We start from the raw sequence: 21,576 nt of genomic DNA, 5'->3' as shown, positions 1-21,576 counted from the left end.
ACAAATGATTGATTTAGGAGACCCTGACGCTTCCGCCCTTAGGTCCTAACGCGCGTGCAGCAGAGCCAGCAGCACGACGACTGCGCAGGCAAGCGCCGCCGAGGTCAGCTTCCAGAACATCAGCGGGCTGCGCTCGAGCAGCGGTGTGATCCGCGTGTCGAGATAGGCCGGATTGGGCGTGCGTAGCTCGAAGATGAACTCGGAGAGGTCCTCATGCCGCTTGTAGGGATCGGGATGCAGTGCGCGCCGGAGCGCGCCGTCGACCCAGGCCGGGACATTGCGGTCGTCGTCGGCTGCGCGATATTTGAGCCGCCGCACATCCGCCTTGCGGCGGATCCTGGCGATCTGGGTGCCGTAGGGAAGCTTTCCCGTCAGCATCTGATAGCAGATCACGGCCAGCGAAAACATGTCGGAGCGCGGTGAGCCCCCTTGCCCGAGAAAATATTCCGGCGCCGTGTACTGCATCGTGCCCAGGATTTCGTCGGCCTCGTCCGGCGGCGCGGCCTCGGCGACGCCGGCGACCCTGACCGATCCGAAGTCGATGATTTTCGCGGTACCGGTCTTGTCGATCAGGATGTTGTCGGGCCTGAGGTCCTGATGCAGCATCTCCATGCGATGGAAGGCGCGCAGCCCCGCGGCGATCTGCTCAATGATGCCGCGCACGGTTTCGAGATCGGGGCGCGGATTGTCGGTCATCCACTGCTTCAGGGTCTGGCCCTCGACGAATTCCATCGCGACGTAGAGATAGCTGCGGCGCCGCGATTGTGAGAGCGGCTTGAGAACATGCGGGCTGTCGATCCGGCGCGCGATCCACTCCTCCATCAGGAAACGCTTGAGATAGGCGGCGTTGTCGCGCAGATCGACTGACGGCAGCTTGAGCGCAACCGGCTGCTCGGTCTCGGTATCGACGGCAAGGTAGATATGGCTGCGGCTGCTGCCGTGGATCTCGCGGACGATCCGGTAGCCGTCGAAGATCGCCCGCGGCTCCGGCAGCGCGGGAAGCGGCAATTCCGAGGTCTGATTGAAGATGCCGGCCGGCTCGCGCTGCGGCACAGCGTCGATGCGAATGATCTGGACGGTGATGTTGTCGTCGCTGCCGCGCCGGTAGGCCTCCTCGACGATCGCCTTCGCGGCCCCGTCGAGCTCGGCTGCGTGCTCGTTCAGCGCGCTCGTGACGAAACGCGCGTCGACGAATTCGTAGGCGCCGTCGGTCGCCAGCAGGAAGGTGTCGCCGGCCTCGACCTCGAACGCCTGGTAGTCGATCTCGAGTTGCGGATTGATGCCGAGCGCGCGGCCGAGATAGGTCTGCTCCGACGACACGATGATGCGGTGATCGTCGGTCAGTTGCTCGAGCGCCTTGCCGGCGACGCGGTAGATGCGGCAGTCGCCGACATGGAAGATGTGCGCGGTGGTCGCCTTGATGACCATGGCGCTGAGGGTGCAGACATAACCCTTGTCGCGGTCATAGGCATATTGGCTCTTGCGCGTCTGGGCGTGCAGCCAGGAATTGGTGGCGTCGAGCACGCGGCGGGCGGACGTTTTCACCGTCCAGGATTCCGACGTGCAGTAATAGTCCATCAGGAAGCTCTTGACCGCCGACTCGCTGGCGATCTGGCTCACGCTGCTGCTCGAGATGCCGTCGGCGAGGACCGCTGCGATGCCTTTCAGGCCGAGCAGCGGCTCCTCCGGAATCAGAACGCCGTGAAAATCCTGGTTGACCGGCTTGCGGCCCTTGTCGGAGTGCTGGCCGACCGAAATCAGGAGTCCGCGCATCTTCGCCATCACCAGGAGAGGGGAGCCTCACCCTGCTCGGGCAAGGCTCCCCTGTCGAGACGTATTCGATCAGGCGGCCACGCGGGGCTTCGCAGCCTTGTCGACCTGGCGCTTCGGCAGGGTCATGACATGCGTGGCGTAGAGAGTCAGGCCGGTGAAGGCGAGCCCGCCGACGAGGTTGCCGAGCACCGTCGGGATCTCGTTCCAGATCAGATAGTCCAGGATCGAGAACTTGGCATGGAGCATCAGGCCCGACGGGAACAGGAACATGTTCACGACGGAATGCTCGAACACCATGTAGAAGAACACCAGGATCGGCATCCACATCGCGATGACCTTGCCGGGGACCGAGGTCGAGATCATGGCGCCGACCACGCCGGTCGAGACCATCCAGTTGCAGAGCATGCCGCGCATGAACAGCGTCGCCATCCCCGCCGCGCCGTGCGCGGCATAGCCCAGGGTCCGGCCCTCACCGATATTGCCGATGACCGTGCCGACCTTGTCGGGGGCCTGCGTGAAGCCGAACGTCGTGACGAAGGCCATCATGAAGGCCACCGTTAGGGCGCCGGCGAAGTTGCCGATGAAGACGAGACCCCAATTGCGCAGTACGCCGCCAAGGGTAACGCCCGGGCGCTTGTCGATCAGGGCGAGCGGCGAGAGTACGAACACGCCGGTCAGGAGGTCGAAGCCCAGCAAATAGAGCATGGCGAAGCCGACTGGAAACAGCAGTGCGCCGATGATCGGCTGCCCGGTGTTGACGTTGATCGTGACGGCGAACCACGCCGCCAATGCCAGGATGGCACCGGCCATGTAGGCACGGATGATGGTATCCCGGGTGGACATGAAGATCTTGGACTCGCCGGCATCCACCATCTTGGTGACGAATTCCGAAGGCGCGAGATACGACATCAATGGTTCCTTTGCTTCGTAAGTGAGATCGACACACCCTCTAAGAGAGCGCGGCTGAACGTCTTTGGCCGTGCGGGCTGGCCTGCCGCGCACGAGGGCTATGGAAAGTCTGGAAGCCTTGGGAATCGCGTCACGAGGATTGAGCCGGCGAGGGCCGCGAACCAGGTGAGCTTCCGGTCTGCAGCCGCCAGAGGCTGCAAACAATGCGGCAAGCCGCAGTCTTCGTTGACGCGACGAGGGAATGCAAGTCGCGTGCCGTCCAAGGCGCAACAAAAAACGAAGCGATATCAATAGCATATATCGCCCTAAGTTCCCGGGCGGTGTGTTCCGAGGCCCTTTGCCTGGGCTGTTGCATAATCTTTGTGCGTCGCACAAGAATTGAGCAGGTCGCAATTTTCCCATGCGGAACCGCTCTGCGGCAGTTCGGCGCGGCCACCGTAACCCTTTAAATACTCGTCATTTTTAGGGATGAAGGGCTTGGCATGAAGCTTGAATGGTTCCCTGCCGACGCCATTGAAGCCGTCCCGCGAGACTTCTCATCCGACTTGCCGACGCCACCAGACGGGGGTCTCCCCGTCGTGCGTTCGCATGCGCCAAAGATGGCGCCGCCGGACGGACGGGCTGCTCGTGTGCACTGACGCCAATCAATTCTGCAACGACGCAAAGGACGACACCGCCTATGACCAAGCGCACCCGCCGGCCCTCGGAGACGGGCCTCAGCCGCCGTCAATTGTTGAAAGCCACCGGCTCCACCGCCGCACTTCTCGCCGCAGCAAAACTGAATTTCCCCGCCGGCGCCTTCGCTCAGGACGCAGGCCCCGAGGTCAAAGGCGCCAAGCTCGGCTTCATCGCGCTCTCCGATGCCGGCCCGCTCTTCGTCGCCAAGGACAAGGGCCTGTTCGCCAAATACGGCATGCCCGACACCGACGTGCAGAAGCAGGCCTCCTGGGGCACCACGCGCGACAACCTCGTGCTCGGCTCCGAAGGCAACGGCATCGACGGCGCGCATATCCTCACCCCGATGCCGTATCTGATCTCGGCCGGCAAGGTGACGCAGAACAACCAGCCGACGCCGATGTACATCCTGGCGCGGCTCAATCTCGACAGCCAGTGCATCTCCGTCGCCAATGAATATGCCGACCTCAAGCTCGGCGTCGACGCGACGCCGTTCAAGGCGGCGCTGGAGAAGAAGAAGGCGTCCGGCAAGGCGGTGAAAGCCGCGATGACCTTCCCCGGCGGCACCCATGACCTCTGGCTCCGCTATTGGCTCGCGGCCGGCGGCATCGATCCCGACAAGGACATCGAGACCATCGTGGTGCCGCCGCCGCAGATGGTGGCCAATATGAAGGTCGGCACCATGGACTGCTTCTGCGTCGGCGAGCCCTGGAATCTGCAGCTGATCCACCAGAAGATCGGGTATACCGCTGTCACCACCGGCGAGCTCTGGAACAAGCATCCGGAAAAATCCTTCGGCATGCGCGCCGCCTTCGTCGACAAATATCCGAAGGCGGCCAAGGCGCTGCTGATGGCGGTGATGGAAGCCCAGCAATGGGCCGACAAGGCCGAGAACAAGGCCGAGCTTGCCGCCATCATGGGCAAGCGGCAGTGGATGAACTGCCCAGTCGAGGACGTGCTCGACCGCAGCGCCGGCAAGTTCGACTACGGCATCCCCGGCAAGGTGGTCGAGAACTCGCCGCACATCATGAAGTACTGGCGCGACTTCGCTTCTTACCCGTTCCAGAGCCACGACCTCTGGTTCCTGACCGAGGACATCCGCTGGGGCAAGTACGAGCCTGGCTTCGACACCAAGGCGCTGATCGCCAAGGTCAATCGCGAGGACATGTGGCGCGATGCGGCCAAGACGCTCGGCGTGGCCAACGCCGAGATTCCGGCCTCGACCTCGCGCGGCAAGGAGGCCTTCTTCGACGGCAAGGTGTTCGATCCCGAAAATCCGGCTGCCTATCTGAAGTCGCTCGCGATCAAGCGCGTCGAAGTCTGATGGAGCCCTGCGGCCGCCCCGGGGCGGCCGCATCGTCCTTGCGAAGCCGGAGAGAGATAGCGATGAACATGCCTGCCACGAAGATCGACCTTGAGACTGCGATGCCTGCTGCAGCCGCTGCACCGGTCGTCGCGATGACGCCGAAACGGCCGCCGCGCACTGAAGCCTACGCGCGCATGGCGAGGGAGACCGCGGTTCGCATGATCCCGCCCCTGGTCGTGATCGCGCTGCTGACGCTGGTGTGGGAACTGATCTGCCGCCGCGCCGGCTCGGCGCTGCCGCCGCCGTCGAGAGTGTTCAAGGACACAAAGGAGCTGATCCTCGATCCGTTCTTCGACCATGGCGGCATCGACAAGGGCCTGTTCTGGCATCTCTCCGCCAGTCTGCAGCGCGTCGCCTTCGGCTACTCGCTCTCCGCGATCGCCGGCATCGCGCTCGGTGTGCTGGTCGGGCAGTCGGTCTGGGCGATGCGCGGGCTCGATCCGCTGTTCCAGGTCCTGCGCACCATTCCCCCGCTGGCCTGGCTGCCGCTTTCGCTCGCGGCCTTCCGCGACGGCCAGCCTTCGGCGATCTTCGTCATCTTCATCACCTCGATCTGGCCGATCATCATCAACACCGCGGTCGGCATCCGCAACATCCCGCAGGACTATCGCAACGTCGCCGCGGTGGTGCAGCTCAATCCGCTCGAGTTCTTCTCCAAGATCATGATTCCGGCGGCGGCGCCCTACATCTTCACCGGCCTTCGCATCGGCATCGGCCTGTCCTGGCTCGCGATCGTCGCTGCGGAAATGCTGATCGGCGGCGTCGGCATCGGCTTCTTCATCTGGGACGCCTGGAACTCCTCGCATATCAGCGAGATCATCCTGGCACTGTTCTATGTCGGCATTATCGGCTTCGTGCTGGATCGCCTGATCGCGAGCCTCGGCAAGGTCGTCACCCGCGGCACCGCGCAGAATTGAAGGAGGGGGGCAAATGACCGCCTATCTGAAGCTCGACCACATCGACAAGGTCTTTACCCGCGGCGCCGCCACCACCGAGGTGCTCAAGGAGATCAACCTGACGATCGAGAAAGGCGAATACGTCTCGATCATCGGCCATTCCGGTTGCGGCAAGTCGACCTTGCTCAACATCATCGCAGGTCTGACCGGCGCCACCACGGGCGGCGTGCTGCTGGAGAATCGCGAGGTCAACTCGCCGGGGCCCGATCGCGCCGTGGTGTTCCAGAACCACAGCCTGTTGCCGTGGCTCACCGTCTACGAGAACGTCAGGCTCGGCGTCGACAAGGTCTTCGCCAGGACCAAGTCCCGCGCCGAGCGCGACGCCTGGGTCATGCACAATCTCAACCTCGTGCAGATGGCCCATGCCAGGGACAAGCGCCCGTCGGAAATCTCGGGCGGCATGAAGCAGCGCGTCGGCATCGCCCGGGCGCTGGCGATGGAGCCGAAGGTGCTGCTGCTGGACGAGCCGTTCGGCGCGCTCGACGCGCTGACCCGCGCGCACTTGCAGGACTCGGTGATGGCGCTGCATCAAAAGCTCGGCAACACCATCCTGATGATCACTCACGACGTCGACGAGGCCGTGCTCTTGTCCGACCGCATCGTGATGATGACGAACGGGCCGAGCGCGCGCATCGGGGAGGTGCTGGAGGTGCCGCTGGCACGGCCGCGCAAACGGCTCGAGCTTGCCACCAACGGCATCTATTTGAAGTGCCGCCAGCGCGTGCTCGAATTCCTCTACGAGCGTCATCGCTTCGTCGAGGCCGCGTAAACCGGAAGTTAACGCGACCGACGCGTGCGCCCAAATAATCGACATCCCGCTCAATCCTTGTGCGTCGCACAAGGATTGAGCGAATCGCAAATTTACCGTGCGAAAAGACCCTGCGAAAAATTCGGGCAACACGAATAACGTTCTGAAATCCCTGTATTTCTAGCGTGCGCGCAACTGGCACGGAAATTGAAACGTCTTTGCGCGACGCCAACGACGACGTCCCTCAACATCATCAATCAGCATCGTGAACTCGCCACCGGGGTGAAGCCTCGGAGCGCGCCTCCGTGACCGGAGGCCGAGCCTGCAACGACGCAGCGGTGAGCCTGAAAGGGATACTCAATGACGAAGAATCCGACTTGGATTTCAGACTGGCGCCCCGAAGATGAGGCGTTCTGGAATGCGACTGGCAAGACTATCGCGCGACGCAACCTGATCTGGTCGATCGTGGCCGAGCATATCGGCTTCTCGGTCTGGCTGATCTGGAGCATCGTCACCACCAAGCTGCCGCAGGCAGGCTTCCACTACACCACCGACCAGCTGTTCCAGCTCGTCGCGGTGCCGGGCCTGATCGGCGCCCTGATGCGCTTTCCCTATACTTTCGCAGTGACGACCTTCGGCGGCCGCAACTGGACCATCTTCAGTGCGGCGATCCTGTTCATTCCAACCTTGTCGCTTGCCTATTTCGTGAGCCAGCCTGACACGCCGTTCTGGCTGATGCTGCTGATCGCCTCGACCGCCGGCCTTGGCGGCGGCAACTTCGCCTCCAGTATGACCAACATCTCCTTCTTCTTCCCCGACAGGATGAAGGGCTGGGCGCTCGGCCTGAATGCGGCCGGCGGCAATATCGGCGTCTCCAGCGTGCAGCTCCTGACCCCGATCCTGATGACGCTGGCTGTGTTCAACCTGTTCCAGGCCACGCCCGTCGACGGCATCTTCCTCCAGAATGCCGGCCTGATGTGGGTGCTGCCGATCGCGATCGCGGTGTTCGGCGCGGTGTTCTTCATGAACAACCTCACGTCGGCGAAATCGTCGGTGAAGAACCAGCTCGCGATCGTCAAACGCAAGCACACCTGGATCATGGCGTACCTCTATATCGGCACGTTCGGCTCCTTCATCGGCTACTCAGCGGCGTTTCCGCTCCTGATCAAGACGCAATTCCCGGCGATCTCGATCTCGATCGCGTTCCTGGGGCCGCTGGTCGGCTCGTTGTCGCGTCCGCTCGGCGGCTGGCTTGCCGACAGGGTCGGCGGCTCGATCATCACCTTCTGGAACTTCATCTTGATGGCGGGAGCCACGGTCGGCGTGCTCTACTTCGTCGGGGAGAAGGATTTCATCGGCTTCCTGTCGATGTTCCTGATCCTGTTCGTGACGACGGGCATCGGCAACGGCTCGACCTATCGCATGATCCCCTCGATCTTCCGCGAGGAGAACCTGTTCAAGGTGCGCGGCAAGGGCGATGCGGCGCGCGGGCTGGCGCTGAAGACGGCGAGCATCGAGAGCGGCGCGGCGGTCGGCTTCATCGGCGCCATCGGCGCCGTCGGCGGCTATCTGATCCCGACCGGTTTCGGCAAGTCGATTGCCCTGACCGGCGGGCCGCAGCTCGCGCTCGTGATCTATCTCGCCTTCTACGCCACCTGCCTCGCTCTGACCTGGTGGTTCTATCTGCGTCGCAGCCCGCAGGGCGAAGGCGCCTCAAGCCTTGCCGAAGCAAGGGTCTAGCACTTGGTACGAATCTCGCTTCTCCCCGTACGCGGGGAGAAGTCTCTCTGATGACGTTTGATCCATGAACTTTTTCCGCAACGGCGCGGACGAAGGCAGACCGAAACAGACAGGAGAACATCATGACGCCAGAACAGATCGCCCTCATCCAGCAGAGCTTCGCCAAGGTCGCGCCGATATCGGAGCAGGCCGCGGTGCTGTTCTACGATCGTCTGTTCGAGGTGGCGCCGTCCGTGCGTGCGATGTTTCCCGAGGACATGACCGAGCAGCGCAAGAAGCTGATGGGCATGCTCGCCGCCGTCGTCGGCGGCCTGTCGAACCTGGACTCCATTCTTCCCGCTGCCTCCGCGCTCGCCAGGCGTCACGTCGCCTATGGCGCGACGGCCGACCACTATCCGGTGGTCGGCGCGACCCTGCTGTGGACCCTGGAGAAGGGTCTTGGCGAAGCCTGGACGCCCGAACTGGCAACGGCCTGGACCGACGCCTACGGCGTGCTGTCCGGCTACATGATGTCTGAAGCCTACGGCGCACAGCCGCAGGCCGCTGAATAGGAGATGCCTCGTGAGTGAACCGCTGGTCATCGTCGGTAACGGTATGGCGGCCGCGCGTCTGGTCGACGAGCTCGCGAAGACCGCGCTCGGCCGCTACGCGGTCGCCGTCATCGGCGAGGAGCCGCGGCTCGCTTACAATCGCGTGTTGCTCTCATCCGTGCTGGCCGGCGAGACCGGCTCGCACGAGATCGAGCTCCGGCCGGCCGACTGGTGGCGCCATCGCGGCGTCACCGTGCGCTACGGCTATCGCGTCACCGAGATCGACACCGGCCGCCGCGAGCTGAAGATCGAGGGCGAGGAGAGCATGGAATATTCCAAGCTCGTGCTCGCCACCGGCTCGACGCCGCTGCGGCTCAATTTGCCGGGCGCCGATCTCGCCGGCGTGCACACGTTTCGCGATACGCGCGACGTCGACCTTTTGCTGACGCTAGCCGCGGCCAAGAAGCGCGTTGTCGTCGTCGGCGGCGGCCTGCTCGGACTTGAAGCGGCCTACGGCCTCGCCAAGGCGGGCGCGCCGGTGACGCTGCTGCATCTGATGGACCGGCTGATGGAGCGCCAGCTCGACGAGCCGGCCGCCGATCTGCTCAAGACGCTGGTCGAGCGCAAAGGCATCCGCATCCTGCTCAACGCCTCGACCGCCCGGATCCATGGCGATGGACATGTCGAGGCCGTCGAGCTTGCCGATGGCAGCCGTATCGAGGCCGACGCCGTGATCTTCGCTGCCGGGATCAAGCCGAACGTCGCGCTGGCAAAAGAGGCGGGGATCGCCGTCAACCGCGGCGTCGTCGTCAACGACGTGATGCAAACCTCCTCGTCCGACATTTTTGCGCTCGGCGAGTGTGCCGAGCATCGCGGCACTTGCTACGGCCTGGTCGAGCCCGCCTATGAGCAGGCGCGGGTGCTGGCGCGGCATCTGGCCGGCCGGCCCGCCGCCTATCAGGGCAGCGTCGTCTCGACCAATCTGAAGGTGTCCGGAGTCAGCGTCTTCTCCGCCGGCGACTTCATGGGCGGGGAGGGCAGCGAGAGCCTGGTGCTGACCGACCGCAGGCGAGGCACCTACAAGAAGCTCGTGATCGCGGCCGGCCGGCTCACCGGTGCCGTGCTGATCGGCGATACCGTCGATGCGCTCTGGTATCTCGAGCTGATCCGCAATCGTGACAAGGTGGCGGCGATCCGCACCGACATGATGTTCGGCCGCGCGCTCGCGCGTCCCTCCAAGGCGGCGTGACAGGCCAGCTTGACAAGGCAGTTCGACATGACGGCAATCGATCCCTCGCTCCGCGCCACCAAGACGACCTGCCCCTATTGCGGCGTCGGCTGCGGCGTGCTGGCGACGCCCGACGGCAAGGGCGGCGCGGCAATCGCGGGCGATCCTGATCATCCCGCCAATTTCGGCCGGCTCTGCTCGAAAGGCTCGGCGCTCGGCGAGACCGTCGGACTGGAAAACCGGCTGCTCTATCCGATGATCCGCTGCAAGGGCGTGCTGGAGCGCGTCGCCTGGAGCGATGCCCTCGACCACGTCGCCCATCGCATGCAGCACATCGTGGCCCGCGACGGCGCCGATGCGGTCGCGTTCTATCTCTCCGGCCAGCTCCTCACCGAGGACTATTACGTCGCCAACAAGCTGATGAAGGGTTTTGTCGGCACGGCGAATGTCGACACCAATTCGCGGCTCTGCATGTCGTCGTCGGTTGCCGGCCATCGCCGCGCCTTCGGCGCCGACACCGTGCCCGGCTGCTACGAGGATCTCGACCAGGCCGATCTGCTCGTCTTCGTCGGCTCGAACGCGGCCTGGTGTCATCCGGTACTGTTCCAGCGCATGCTGAAGAACCGGCAGGAGCGGGGCGCGCGGATGATCGTGATCGATCCGCGCCGCACCGATACCGCCGATGACGTCGACTTGTTTCTCGGCCTCAAGCCGGGCACCGACACAGCGCTCTTCTCCGGGCTCTTCGTTGATCTCGTCGATAGCGGCGCGTTGGACAAGGACTACGTCGCGAACAATACGTCGGGCTTCGAGGACGCGCTGGTACGCGCGCGGAGCATCGCCGGCAGTGTCAGCGCGACGGCGCTTGCCTCGGGCCTGTCCGAGCAGGACGTCGCCGCTTTCTTCAAGATGTTTCGCGACACGCCGCGCGTCGTCACGCTCTATTCGCAGGGCGTCAACCAGTCGGCGCAGGGTACCGACAAGGTCAACGCGATCCTGAACTGCCACCTCGCCACCGGGCGCATCGGCAAGCCGGGCGCCTCGCCGTTCTCGCTCACCGGTCAGCCCAATGCGATGGGCGGCCGCGAGGTCGGCGGCCTCGCCAATATGCTGGCAGCGCATATGGGTTTCACGCCGCCGGACATCGATCGTGTCAGGCGGTTCTGGAAGGCGCCGCGCATCGCCACCCATGAAGGGTTGAAGGCGGTGCAGTTGTTCGAGGCCATCAATCGCGGTGAGGTCAAGGCGCTCTGGGTGATGGGCACCAATCCCGCGGTGTCGCTGCCCGATGCGGACTTCGTGCGCGAGGCGTTGAAGAAGCTCGAGCTGTTCGTGGTCTCCGAGAACGTCTTGTCCAACGACACGGTCGAGGCGGGTCCGCACGTGCTGCTGCCGGCCCTCGCCTGGGGTGAGAAGTCGGGCACGGTGACCAACTCCGAACGCCGCATCTCGCGCCAGCGCTCGTTCCTGCCGGCGCCGGGCGAGGCGCGCCCCGATTGGTGGATCCTGTGCGAGACCGCAAAGCGTCTCGGCTTCGGCGATAGTTTCAACTACAAATCCGCCGCCGACATCTTTCGCGAGCACGCTGCGCTCTCGGCGTTCGAGAACGACGGCAACCGCGATTTCGACATTGGCGCGCTGACCTCGCTCTCCGACGAAGCCTTCGACGCCTTGAAGCCGGTGCAATGGCCGGTGCGTGAAGGCGGGGCGCCCGGAGAGCGTTTCTTCGCGAGCGGCGGCTTCTTCACCAATGACGGCAAGGGCCGCTTCGTTGCACCGGAGGTGCCCTCGCTGCGCGGCGAGACCGGTGCCTCGCGCCCCCTCAGGCTCAACACGGGGCGCATCCGCGATCAGTGGCACACCATGACGCGTACCGGACTGAGCCAGCGGCTCGGCGCGCATCTGCCCGAGCCGTTCGTCGAGATCCATCCCGATGACGCCAACAAATACAGCATCGTCCATGACGGCTATGCCCGCGTCACCACCGATTATGGCCAATGTATCCTGAAGGTGGTTGTGAGTGACCGCCAGCAGCGTGGCGCACTCTTCGTTCCGATCCACTGGAGCGCGATGAATGCCTCGCACGGCCGCGTCGGGGCACTGGTGCAGTCGTTCACCGATCCGTTCTCGGGCCAGCCCGAGTCCAAGGCGACGCCTGCCGCGATCGCGCCTTACGAATTCGTCTTCCGCGGTTTTGCGCTGTCACGACGGCAGCTCGACCTGCCGCCGAATCTGTTGTGGACCCGCGTCACGGTCGCCGGCGGTTTTGGCTATCTGTTCGCCGACAACGCGGATCTGTCGCGCTGGCCGGCCTGGCTCGATGGTGTCGCCGGCGAGGACGTCGCCGAATATCGCGATCTTGGCGGCGGCATCTATCGTGCTGCCGCCTTCGCAGGTGATCGCATCGAGGCTTGTCTGTTCGTCGGCCCCGGACATGACGCCGGCGATTGGGAGGTGGTCAGAAGTGCCTTCGCGGCCGATCACGTCACCGACGAGCAGCGCCGCATGCTGCTATCGGGCAAGTCGACGGAGGGGGCGGTCTCGACCGGACCGATCGTCTGCGCCTGCTTCGGCGTCGGCCGCGGCACTATCTGCGATACCATCGCCACCGGCGCGCGCACGGCGGCCGAGATCGGTGTCAGGCTCAAGGCCGGCACCAATTGCGGCTCCTGCATCCCCGAGCTGAAGCGGCTGATCGCGACGACGGACGACGCGCCACTGAAGCCGGCGAAGGTCGCGGGGGTTGCGGGTTAGGCCTGGCTCTCTCCGCTCGCAATGACGGTGTTGATGCAGGGGGGTGCCGAGACTACGGTCTCGTGCCCCGGACGCAGCGCAGCGTCCCTTCGACGGTGCGCTGCAGAGCCGGGGCCCACGTTGCAACGTTGCACGGCTTTTCTGGGTCCCGGCTCTGCGCCGCAACGCTGATGCGTTGCGGCGCGTCCGGGACACGAGAGCGGTATGCCCTCTGCACAATCGACGCGCCGTCGATTGTGTCCTATGCTGGCGCGCTCTCCCCCAACAAACACAACAACAATGATGTATCTGGAAACGCCGCCGCGCCTGATCGAAACCAGGCTCTTCTCCGCGATGCCCGACAGATTCCGCCGCAAAGGCGTGCGGACGGAATGGGCCGACGCCAACCGGCCGAATGTGCCGACTGACAGTTTCATCGAGGGGCCATCCTTCGACAAGGACGGCAATCTCTACATCGTCGACATTCCGTTCGGTCGCATCTTCCGCATCGCGCCTGACGGTGAATGGTCGCTCGTGATCGAATATGAGGGATGGCCGAACGGGCTGAAGATCGCCGCCGACGGCCGCATCCTGGTGGCCGATTACATGCACGGCATCATGGAGCTGGATGTCAAAGCCGGCCGCACGACGCCGGTCCTGACGGCGCGCAATTCGGAATCGTTTCGCGGCTGCAACGATCTGCATCCGGCGTCCAACGGAGATATCTATTTCACCGACCAGGGCCAGACTGGCCTGCATGACCCGAGTGGCCGGGTCTATCGGCTGGCATCGAATGGCCGGCTCGATTGCCTGATCAACACCGGTATCAGCCCGAATGGCCTGGTGCTCGACCCGACCGAAACCGTGCTGTTCGTCGCGATGACGCGCGACAATGCAGTGTGGCGGTTGCCGTTCATGAAGGACGGCAGCGTGTCCAAGGTCGGCCGTTTCTGCTCGCTGTTCGGCACCAGCGGTCCCGACGGCCTGACGATGGATGCGAAGGGCCGCCTGTTCGTCGGCCACGCCTCGCTCGGCCACGTCTTCGTGTTCGCGCCGAACGGCGAACTGATCGCGCGGATCAAGTCGTGCGCGGGGCCGAACTGCACCAACGTCGCGATCGGTGGCGCCAGCAAGGATCGTCTCTATATCACGGAGTCGTCGACCGGCAGCGTGCTGGTGGCGGACATCAGCGGACTGTGAGCTCAGACATGAACACAAACCCCTTCGGCAAGACCGGCGCCAATGTCTCCGTCATCGGGCAGGGCAGCTGGTATCTCGACCACGGCGACCGCAGCCACGCGATTGCCGCGCTTCAGCGCGGGCTCGATCTCGGCATGACGCATATCGACACCGCCGAGATGTATGGCGACGCGGAGCTCGTCATTGCCGATGCCATCGCGGGACGTCGCGATGGGGTGTTCCTGGTCTCCAAGGTGCTGCCGAGCAATGCCTCGCGCCGCGGAACCATCACGGCCTGCGAGCGCTCGCTGAAGCGGCTCAAGACCGACCGTCTCGATTGTTATCTGCTGCACTGGCGCGGTTCCTATCCGCTGGAAGACACGGTGGCTGCATTTGAGGACCTGGTGACATCAGGCAAGATCAAATCCTGGGGTGTCTCCAATTTCGACGCCGACGATCTCGACGAGATTCTCGATGTTTCCGGCGAGGGCCGCATCGCCTGCAATCAGGTGCTCTATCATCTGAAGGAGCGCGCGATCGAGCACGCGGTGATCCCGTGGTGCGAGAAGCATGGCGTCGCCGTCGTCGCCTATTCGCCGTTCGGGCACGACGACTTCCCGGATGCGCGCAGCAAGGGCGGTGCCGTGCTGGCGCGCATCGCGGAGGCACGTCGCGCGACGCCGCGACAGGTCGCGCTGAGCTTTCTCACCCGTGCAACTACGGTGTTCGCGATCCCGAAGGCGTCATCGGCCGAACATGCCGGTGAGAATGCGGCGGCCGGTGATCTCGTGCTGACGAAAGACGAGATTGCGGCGCTCGATGCGGCGTTTCCGCGCGGGCCAAAACCGCGCAGCCTGCCGATGCTGTAATGCACAAATATCCACTATTAACAGAGCATTGACGCGCGCGGCGGCTCGCGCATATCGGCATCCTGTTTTCGGAAGTTGTGAACGCGGCGCATTTGTCGTTTTTTACAACCTTCCTCGATTCGCACTTTGCCCGGGTTCCAGCCGTGACACCGCCGCCCGCCGCAGCCGCAAGGCTCGACACTATTCCCATGCCCGTGCCGGAGAAGAAGCAGAAGACTCGCCGCGCGCCCGCGCGCGTCGATCATCCCTTCAAGGGCATTGCGCTGGTGCTGTTATCGACGGTGTTTCTCGGCACTTCCGACGTCACCGCGAAATATTTGTCGACCAGCCTGCCGTCGATCGAGATCACCTGGATCCGCTTCGTCACCTTCGCGCTGATGTTCACGCCGGTGATGCTGCCGGGCTCGCCGCTCCATGCGATGCGCACCGAGCGCCTCGGCTTGCAATTGATGCGGGGTGCTGCGCTGCTCGGCTCCTCGCTGTTCTTCATCACCGGCCTGCGCTTCCTTCCCATTGCGGAAGCCTCCGCCACCGGCTTCGTCTCGCCGCTGTTCGTCACCGCGCTGTCGATCATCTTCCTGAGCGAGCAGGTCGGCCTGCGGCGCTGGATCGCGACTGCGATCGGCCTGACGGGCGTATTGATCATCCTGCGGCCGGGTACGAGCGCCTTCCACGCCGCCGCGTTCTTCCCGATCATCTCGGCGTTCTGCTGGGCTGCCGCGCTGATCCTGACGCGGATGATGAGCGGGCGCGAGGCCGTGCTCACCACCATGGCCTATTCCGCGCTGACCGGTGTTGCAATCCTCTCTCTGATGGTGCCGTTCGTCTGGGTCACGCCGAGCTGGACGGGAATCGGCCTCGGTATCGTGATCGGCGTCGCCTCGACTGTTGGCCAGTGGATCATCGTGCTGGCCTATCGCTATGGCGATGCCTCGGTGCTGGCGCCGTTCTCCTACACGCAGCTGCTCTGGGTCAGCATTTTGGGCTTCTTCATCTTCGGTGAGGTGCCTGACGTCTGGACGGTCGTCGGCGCCGCGTTCATCGTCGCCAGCGGCCTCTACATCGCGCATCGCGAGCGGGTGCGCCGTGCCCAGCTCTTGGTGCTGGAAGAGCGTTCCCCGAACCCCTGACGCAAGTCGCCGCGTCCGCTTCGTGCTATCAATGGCTCCAACGATAGGGAGGAGCCGGATGCGCGCTGCGATTTTCAGGAACGGTGAGATTGTCGTTGGCCAGATGGCCGACCCGACGCCGGGTCCGGGCCAGGTGCTGGTCAAGACGCTCGCCTGCGGCATCTGCGGCTCCGACCTGCACGCGCGGCAGCACGCCCATCGCATGGTGGAGATGGCGAGGAGGACCGGACGCAAGCCGATGGACTTGTCGCGCGACGTCGTGTTCGGCCACGAGTTCTGCTGCGAGATCGTCGACTACGGTTCCGGCACCGCGCGCAAGCTCAAGCCAGGCACGCGCGTCTGCTCGCTGCCGGCGCTGGTAACGCCGCAAGGCATCGAGGGCATCGGCTATTCCAACGACAATATCGGCGGCTATGCCGAGGCGATGCTGCTGAGCGAAGCGCTACTGCTCGAAGTGCCCAATGGGCTGGCGCCGGAACACGCGGCGCTGACCGAGCCGCTCGCCGTCGGGGTTCACGCCGTGGCGAAAGCCAACATAAGTGGCGGCGAGGTGCCGCTGGTGATCGGCTGCGGCCCGGTCGGGCTTGCGGTGATCGCGGCGCTGAAGCTGAGGGGACTGCATCCCATTGTGGCCGCCGACTATTCGCCGGCACGACGCGCGCTCGCAGCCAAGCTCGGCGCCGATGTCGTGGTCGATCCCAGCGTATCGCAGCCCTATGCGACCTGGGCCGAGCACGCCCAGATGTCGGACGCCGAGAAGGCGGCGCGGCCGCCGTTCCAGGCGATGCTGCCGGCGCTGAAGCCCGCCATCATCTTCGAATGCGTCGGCGTTCCCGGCCTGCTGCAGCAGGTGTTCGAGGGCGCCCCGCGCGATGCCAGGATCGTCGTGGTTGGCGTCTGCATGGAGGGCGACAGAAACGAGCCGATGCTCGGCATCATGAAGGAGCTGAACGTCCAATACGTGCTCGGCTACACGCCGGAGGAGTTCGCAGCGTCACTGCGCCTGATCGCGGAAGGTCGAGTGGACGCCGCCGCCATGGTGACAGCGGAGGTCGGCCTCGACGGCGTCGCCAAGGCCTTCGCCGACCTCGCCAATCCCGAGGCGCACACCAAGATCATCGTGCAGCCGTGGCGGTGAGGCCGCGTCGGGGGCGGTCTCCGCTCATTTTGATCGCGCGCTCCGCAAGCGGCGAACGGGTTCCCTGGGACGCTTGCACGTAAGGGTAGACGCGCAGGGTTTCTTGTGACAATCTCGGCGATTATTTCTTGCAATCCATTTTTTGCGGGTTCGCCGTGGCAGGTATTCAAGCCGCAGAAGCGCACACGCTGGTGTCCCCTGTCAGAACGGTGTTTCTGGGGGCGGTCGGCATTCTCGTCTGCGTATCGCTCGCGTGGTTCGAGGCCTACGGGTTGCAGGCCATTGGCGTAGATGTGCCGCCGCTCTGGTTCGTGACATTGGTCGCAGCCCATCTCGGTCTCTTGGCGTTCGTCGCTTTGCGTTCCAATCGGTTCGCGCCGCGGTGGCTCGCCACTGGTGGCATGGCAGGCTTGACGGTTGTTGCGGGCCTGTTCCTGTTGCTGCAATCGGCGGCCCTGAACACGATGCAGGAGCTTCGCGCGCCGCTCCGGGCTCCGCCGAGTCTCGATGCGAGGGGCCGCGACCCGCCGGCGCGGCCGCAATCGCCGCAGGACTTGCCGAAGGCACCGTTCGCGCCTGCGCCACCGTCGGTAGAAACCGCGCCGATCGTCAAGCAAGCTCCCGCGCGTATCGATAGCAAGGTCGCCAGAATCGATGATGCGGCGCAATCGTTGCCGGAGGTGAAACCACAAGCCGTCCCCGCGCGCGAACCAGCTTCGCAGACGCCGGGTGCGGGCGGCGACGTGAAGGCGTCGGCCCAAGAGAGGATCCCGGCCCCCTCACATGGCAGAATCGCCACGATCGAAGGAACGGCCGAGCCTCGGGCGCGATTGGGGCCGCGGGCCGCGCCCAGGCGCGAGTCACAACCGCCAATGTCAGCACCGATAGCCCCCGCGCCGCCGGTGGCCTCGGCGACGCCCAGTCCCGCACCCCCGCCAGTTGCCTCCGCCGCGCCACCACCGATGGGGTCCGCGGCGCCATCTGCGCCTACACCGATCGCGCCTGGCACGGGACTTCCGCGGGCGGACGGTCGCATTGGAGACTTCGTGGGCCGAGCGGCGCCCCCATTTGATCTGGACGGCAAGATAGCCTCGGACGCGCGGCCCTCGGGACCAGCGGCGCCGATGGGGCCGGGAGCCGCTGGTGATGTCGCCGTCGACAAGCAGGTCACGGCCTCGCCAGCGCCGAGTCCGACGCCGGTGCCCAATGCTGGTTCGCCAACACCCGAACCGGTCAACACCTCAGCCTACTGGAACGGGTGGTTCGTCGACGGAGGCGGGCCGGCAGCAAATATTCTGATTGCCAACAACACCTACACCTACACGCTCGACGTGGCTGCGTTCAATTACGCATTGCTGCGTCGAGCAACTCAGTCCTCCGGAGCGCAAGTGGATCCGGGATTTGCGGAGATGATCGCCGATTCCAGGACGCACGACGTTGTCCTGACCATCAAGCCGCTCATTCCCGAGGGCTCCGGCCTCAGGCTCGGAGACGATCGGCACTCCTACACGATGAAGATCGACCTGGACAAGATCCGGCATCCGGACGCGGATGCGGCGAAGAGATACGCTGACGGTTCGATGTCGATCACCGAACTGTCGAAACAGGCCAGTGCTGGTAGCATTCAGATCGGGCTGACCGCGGAATCGGAGGGCTGTGCCACGATCGCCTTCGCGATCTTCAGGGGTCTGCAGCCGCTCGATCATCTCGTGCAGCGCGTGTCCATCGGCGACACCAATACGTCCGCGCCTGTTTGCGACAGCGCCGATCCGGCGCAGGCCGCCGCGCTCTCGGGCGGCCTCAACTCCTTGCGCGAAGTATCGCTCGGAATGGAGGGCTCGGGCGCGGACGCGACCGCGGCCGCCGCGCTTCACATCTTCGATTTCGAAACCTACAGCATGGCGGTATTCGTCGATGGTCGCCCCGGAAAGACGCTGGTCTATGGTTGGCAGACGGCGTCGAGCGTCGTCGATTTCCTGAAGACTGATCGCTTCCAGAACATGATTTTGAAGGCGCGCAAGGATTCCGCCGACAAGAAGCCGGGCGGCTATCTTCCCGCTGCCAAGGAGCTTGCAAAGATCCTGTTCTCCACGAAATCCGGAAATTCGACGGAAGACGAAGCCAAGAACGCGTGGGCGGCCTTCCGGGCCATCGTTCGCGAGAGCACCGGATCTCCCGTGGTGGTGGTGCGTGTCGCCTCGGACGTAACCGGCGGTCAGAATCGCAGCATCTACGTTCCGCTCGGAATTCTCGGCGCCAAGGGACCGGACCCCGTCCTGGATAAGCCGATCATCGTGGTGCAGCCGATGGCGATCGAGCGATATCCATCTCGCGACAAGTGCATCGGCGATTGGATGTTTGCGGTTCCGGATGGGTTGGAGAACGTTCCTGGCGCTGTGATGCCACCCGGCTTTTTCCCCGCCAAGGTCCCGGGAACGCGGATTTCCGAGATCGACAAGCTCAGGCAATATCTTGCCGCGACGACGAGCTCGGTGACGCCGTTGCTAACCCTGGCGCCGGCTTCCGCGGTCGGATTCGTCGTTCTCGCCCACCAGGACGAGGGCGCGATGTGGTTTGCGGAGTCGACGGATCACATCATTTCGCAAGATATCGAGAAGAAGTTTCCGTCCGGGAGCGTCGGCATCTTCGCCGCCTGTTCCGCCGCGTCTGCCAAGGGCCGGAATACGGCGTTGTTGCAGCGGCTGAACGAGCAGGGATTCGACACGTTGATCGCCTCGCCGTTCACGATCGACGCCGGGTACGGCGTCGTCTTCGCCAGCTCGTTTGCGGAGATCATGGCCGAGGTCACGTCGCAGAAGCCGCCCCCCACCATCCTCGATCTTTTCGACAAGACGATCGCGCGAACGGCTCAAAAATTCAAGGACAAGGCCGATGCCGATTACAGCGAGCTGGGTCTCGAATATGTGCTGCTCGGCAATCCCGCGATCAAGCTCTGTGTCCAGCCCTAACCAGCAAGGTGCGGCATGAAACGTCGTCAGACGGCAGCGCTCATGGTCGCGATCATCCTGGCTTTCCCGGTTGCTGACGTTCGGGCCGACGATGCAAACGCGCCTGGCGTCGCCCAGGTGCCCTATCAGGCCCCGGCCGCCTCGCCCCGACACAGCGTGTTCATCAGCGATCTGCATTTCGGCGTCGGCAAGCAGGCCGGCGCCGCCTGGGACCCGACGGAGGACTTCCGCTGGCCGAGAGCACTCGAGGGCTTCCTGAACAGGATCACCGAGGATGGCGAGCAACGCGTCGATCTCGTCATCGTCGGCGACTTTCTCGAACTCTGGCAACCGCCAGCCGACATCAAATGCGGCGGCGCGGGCGCAGATCTCGGCTGCACGATCGACGAGATGGCCGCGCTGGTCGAAAAAGTGGCAGCCGAACATGCGGGTGATCTCGGCCTCTTGCGGGCGTTTGCCGAGCGCGGCGAAAACCGGTTGCACATCATCGTAGGAAACCACGACTCCACATTGCGCTATGCCGCGATCTGGAATGCGCTCGGAGCTGCGTTGAATGCCGCCAGTGGCCGCATCAACCTCGTGACCGAAGGCGTGTGGATTTCCGCCGACGGCCGCATCCTGGCGGAACACGGCAACCAGATCGGTCAGGACGTCAACAAATACGCAACATGGCCCGCGATATCTCGGCACGTCGACGGCAAGGACTACATTGTTCGGCCATGGGGCGAGCTGTTCGTTCAGCGGCTGTTCAACGATCAGGAAAGGACTTATTCGATCATCGACAATCTCAGCCCGGAGACCGCGGGAGCCCGGTATCGCGCCGCGGATCGGGGGCTCTGGGGCTCGGCGTCCGACGTCGCCAGATTGTTGAGCTTCAACTTGTTGGAAACGTCGCTGAGGCAGAAATCCGTCATGCTCGGCAAGCCTCCTGCTGGCAAGGTCAACTGGGATATCGGGATCGCGCGCGGCAAGGGCGCGATGCTCTTCCTCTATGCGCTGCCAAAGGAGGATCCGCTCAGGCAGCAATTGTCGAGAGACGATGAAGAGGCAATGGCGATCAAATCTGAGCTGACTAAGCTGGCGAACGACAAGGAGCAACTTCCTGACGCAGAAGTTCAACAGCTCTGCGATATGATCGCGGCGAATGAAAAGGACCAGATCTGCTGGGACATGCAGCTTGGGAGTCTCGTCGAGCATTTCCTCTCTTCCAAGAGTAAGGTGATGGCGAAACATCTCGCTGCCCGCCAAGCCGACCACAAGTCGATGCGTGTCTTCATCTATGGTCACACCCACCAGTACGAGGAGCCCTGGCGTGTCGACGTTGAAGGCTCGCCGGTAACGATTACGATCGCAAACACCGGCGCATTCCAGCGGCTGATTGACGACGCAGGGTTCATTAGGCGTCTCGGCGGTCGCGAACCACAGGAAGCTTTGCGTTCGATGAGCCTTGAAGAATTGCCGCCCTGCTACACGGCCGTCGTGGTGTCAGCTCCTGCGCCGGGACAACTTCCCGTTCCCAAGACTGTGGCTTGGCACATGCCGGAAGACGGCGCAGGCAGTTTCACGACGCCTGACGATCCGAGGTGTCATTGAGCGGCAGCCGCGGCACGGCTTTGTTGCCGCAGCGCTGCCG

Annotated in this window: 15 protein-coding genes; 13 read left to right on the top strand and 2 right to left on the bottom strand. The window is 64.1% G+C overall.

Annotated features, from left to right (window positions below):
- Window positions 1-45: 45 nt before the first annotated feature.
- Both XH84_RS05255 and XH84_RS05250 read right to left on the bottom strand, forming a co-directional pair.
- Window positions 46-1,782, bottom strand: a complete 1,737-nt coding sequence (locus XH84_RS05255; protein WP_164935946.1) for a bifunctional protein-serine/threonine kinase/phosphatase — start codon at window positions 1,780-1,782, stop codon at window positions 46-48.
- Between the two features lie 60 nt (window positions 1,783-1,842).
- Window positions 1,843-2,682: a formate/nitrite transporter family protein gene (locus XH84_RS05250; protein ID WP_128916910.1), complete on the bottom strand. Its 840-nt coding sequence runs from the start codon at window positions 2,680-2,682 to the stop codon at window positions 1,843-1,845.
- 679 nt (window positions 2,683-3,361) lie between these two features.
- Between XH84_RS05250 and XH84_RS05240 the strand changes: the two genes are divergently transcribed.
- From XH84_RS05240 to XH84_RS05180, 13 genes are all read left to right on the top strand, one after another.
- Window positions 3,362-4,681 (top strand): CmpA/NrtA family ABC transporter substrate-binding protein, encoded by a 1,320-nt coding sequence (locus XH84_RS05240; protein WP_128916911.1) that lies wholly within the window; start codon window positions 3,362-3,364, stop codon window positions 4,679-4,681.
- 62 nt (window positions 4,682-4,743) lie between these two features.
- Window positions 4,744-5,640 carry a nitrate ABC transporter permease gene (ntrB, locus tag XH84_RS05235; protein WP_128916912.1) on the top strand — a complete coding sequence of 299 codons (897 nt, stop codon included), beginning with the start codon at window positions 4,744-4,746 and terminating at the stop codon, window positions 5,638-5,640.
- Window positions 5,641-5,653: 13 nt separating this feature from the next.
- Entirely contained in the window at window positions 5,654-6,448 is a 795-nt protein-coding gene (locus tag XH84_RS05230; protein WP_128916913.1) for an ABC transporter ATP-binding protein, read from the top strand.
- Between the two features lie 339 nt (window positions 6,449-6,787).
- Complete coding sequence (locus XH84_RS05225; RefSeq protein WP_128916914.1) at window positions 6,788-8,167, top strand: MFS transporter; 1,380 nt, start codon at window positions 6,788-6,790, stop codon at window positions 8,165-8,167.
- Between the two features lie 122 nt (window positions 8,168-8,289).
- Window positions 8,290-8,718, top strand: a complete 429-nt coding sequence (locus XH84_RS05220) for a globin family protein (RefSeq protein WP_128916915.1) — start codon at window positions 8,290-8,292, stop codon at window positions 8,716-8,718.
- A gap of 10 nt (window positions 8,719-8,728) precedes the next feature.
- Complete coding sequence (locus XH84_RS05215; RefSeq protein ID WP_164935914.1) at window positions 8,729-9,946, top strand: NAD(P)/FAD-dependent oxidoreductase; 1,218 nt, start codon at window positions 8,729-8,731, stop codon at window positions 9,944-9,946.
- A 27-nt stretch (window positions 9,947-9,973) separates the two neighbouring features.
- Window positions 9,974-12,679 carry a nitrate reductase gene (locus tag XH84_RS05210; RefSeq protein WP_128916917.1) on the top strand — a complete coding sequence of 902 codons (2,706 nt, stop codon included), beginning with the start codon at window positions 9,974-9,976 and terminating at the stop codon, window positions 12,677-12,679.
- Between the two features lie 282 nt (window positions 12,680-12,961).
- Window positions 12,962-13,858, top strand: coding sequence for an SMP-30/gluconolactonase/LRE family protein (locus XH84_RS05205; protein WP_128917181.1), 897 nt, complete (start codon window positions 12,962-12,964; stop codon window positions 13,856-13,858).
- 8 nt (window positions 13,859-13,866) lie between these two features.
- Entirely contained in the window at window positions 13,867-14,706 is an 840-nt protein-coding gene (locus XH84_RS05200) for an aldo/keto reductase (protein ID WP_128916918.1), read from the top strand.
- A 188-nt stretch (window positions 14,707-14,894) separates the two neighbouring features.
- A complete protein-coding gene (locus XH84_RS05195; protein WP_164935947.1) occupies window positions 14,895-15,836 on the top strand; it encodes a DMT family transporter in 942 nt (313 codons plus the stop codon).
- Between the two features lie 58 nt (window positions 15,837-15,894).
- Complete coding sequence (locus tag XH84_RS05190; RefSeq protein WP_128916920.1) at window positions 15,895-16,974, top strand: zinc-binding dehydrogenase; 1,080 nt, start codon at window positions 15,895-15,897, stop codon at window positions 16,972-16,974.
- A gap of 1,124 nt (window positions 16,975-18,098) precedes the next feature.
- A complete protein-coding gene (locus XH84_RS05185) occupies window positions 18,099-19,943 on the top strand; it encodes a hypothetical protein (RefSeq protein ID WP_128916921.1) in 1,845 nt (614 codons plus the stop codon).
- 15 nt (window positions 19,944-19,958) lie between these two features.
- Window positions 19,959-21,536: a metallophosphoesterase gene (locus XH84_RS05180; protein WP_128916922.1), complete on the top strand. Its 1,578-nt coding sequence runs from the start codon at window positions 19,959-19,961 to the stop codon at window positions 21,534-21,536.
- Window positions 21,537-21,576: the final 40 nt, after the last annotated feature.

Origin of the sequence: Bradyrhizobium nanningense (assembly GCF_004114535.1) — a bacterium.
GTDB classification, from domain to species: Bacteria; Pseudomonadota; Alphaproteobacteria; order Rhizobiales; family Xanthobacteraceae; genus Bradyrhizobium; species Bradyrhizobium nanningense.
The sequence above is the reverse complement of the archived record's forward strand: the minus strand, read 5'-3'. Positions and strand labels throughout refer to the sequence as shown.

Bases quoted from the DNA above. Each gene is read 5' to 3' on its own strand.
- XH84_RS05255 (WP_164935946.1), bottom strand. From the start codon at position 1,782: ATGGCGAAGATGCGCGGACTCCTGATTTCGGTCGGCCAGCACTCCGAC.
- XH84_RS05180 (WP_128916922.1), top strand. From the start codon at position 19,959: ATGAAACGTCGTCAGACGGCAGCGCTCATGGTCGCGATCATCCTGGCT.
- XH84_RS05195 (WP_164935947.1), top strand. From the start codon at position 14,895: ATGCCCGTGCCGGAGAAGAAGCAGAAGACTCGCCGCGCGCCCGCGCGC.
- XH84_RS05250 (WP_128916910.1), bottom strand. From the start codon at position 2,682: ATGTCGTATCTCGCGCCTTCGGAATTCGTCACCAAGATGGTGGATGCC.
- XH84_RS05200 (WP_128916918.1), top strand. From the start codon at position 13,867: ATGAACACAAACCCCTTCGGCAAGACCGGCGCCAATGTCTCCGTCATC.
- XH84_RS05240 (WP_128916911.1), top strand. From the start codon at position 3,362: ATGACCAAGCGCACCCGCCGGCCCTCGGAGACGGGCCTCAGCCGCCGT.
- XH84_RS05230 (WP_128916913.1), top strand. From the start codon at position 5,654: ATGACCGCCTATCTGAAGCTCGACCACATCGACAAGGTCTTTACCCGC.
- ntrB (WP_128916912.1), top strand. From the start codon at position 4,744: ATGAACATGCCTGCCACGAAGATCGACCTTGAGACTGCGATGCCTGCT.
- XH84_RS05205 (WP_128917181.1), top strand. From the start codon at position 12,962: ATGTATCTGGAAACGCCGCCGCGCCTGATCGAAACCAGGCTCTTCTCC.
- XH84_RS05220 (WP_128916915.1), top strand. From the start codon at position 8,290: ATGACGCCAGAACAGATCGCCCTCATCCAGCAGAGCTTCGCCAAGGTC.
- XH84_RS05185 (WP_128916921.1), top strand. From the start codon at position 18,099: ATGGGGCCGGGAGCCGCTGGTGATGTCGCCGTCGACAAGCAGGTCACG.
- XH84_RS05210 (WP_128916917.1), top strand. From the start codon at position 9,974: ATGACGGCAATCGATCCCTCGCTCCGCGCCACCAAGACGACCTGCCCC.
- XH84_RS05190 (WP_128916920.1), top strand. From the start codon at position 15,895: ATGCGCGCTGCGATTTTCAGGAACGGTGAGATTGTCGTTGGCCAGATG.
- XH84_RS05225 (WP_128916914.1), top strand. From the start codon at position 6,788: ATGACGAAGAATCCGACTTGGATTTCAGACTGGCGCCCCGAAGATGAG.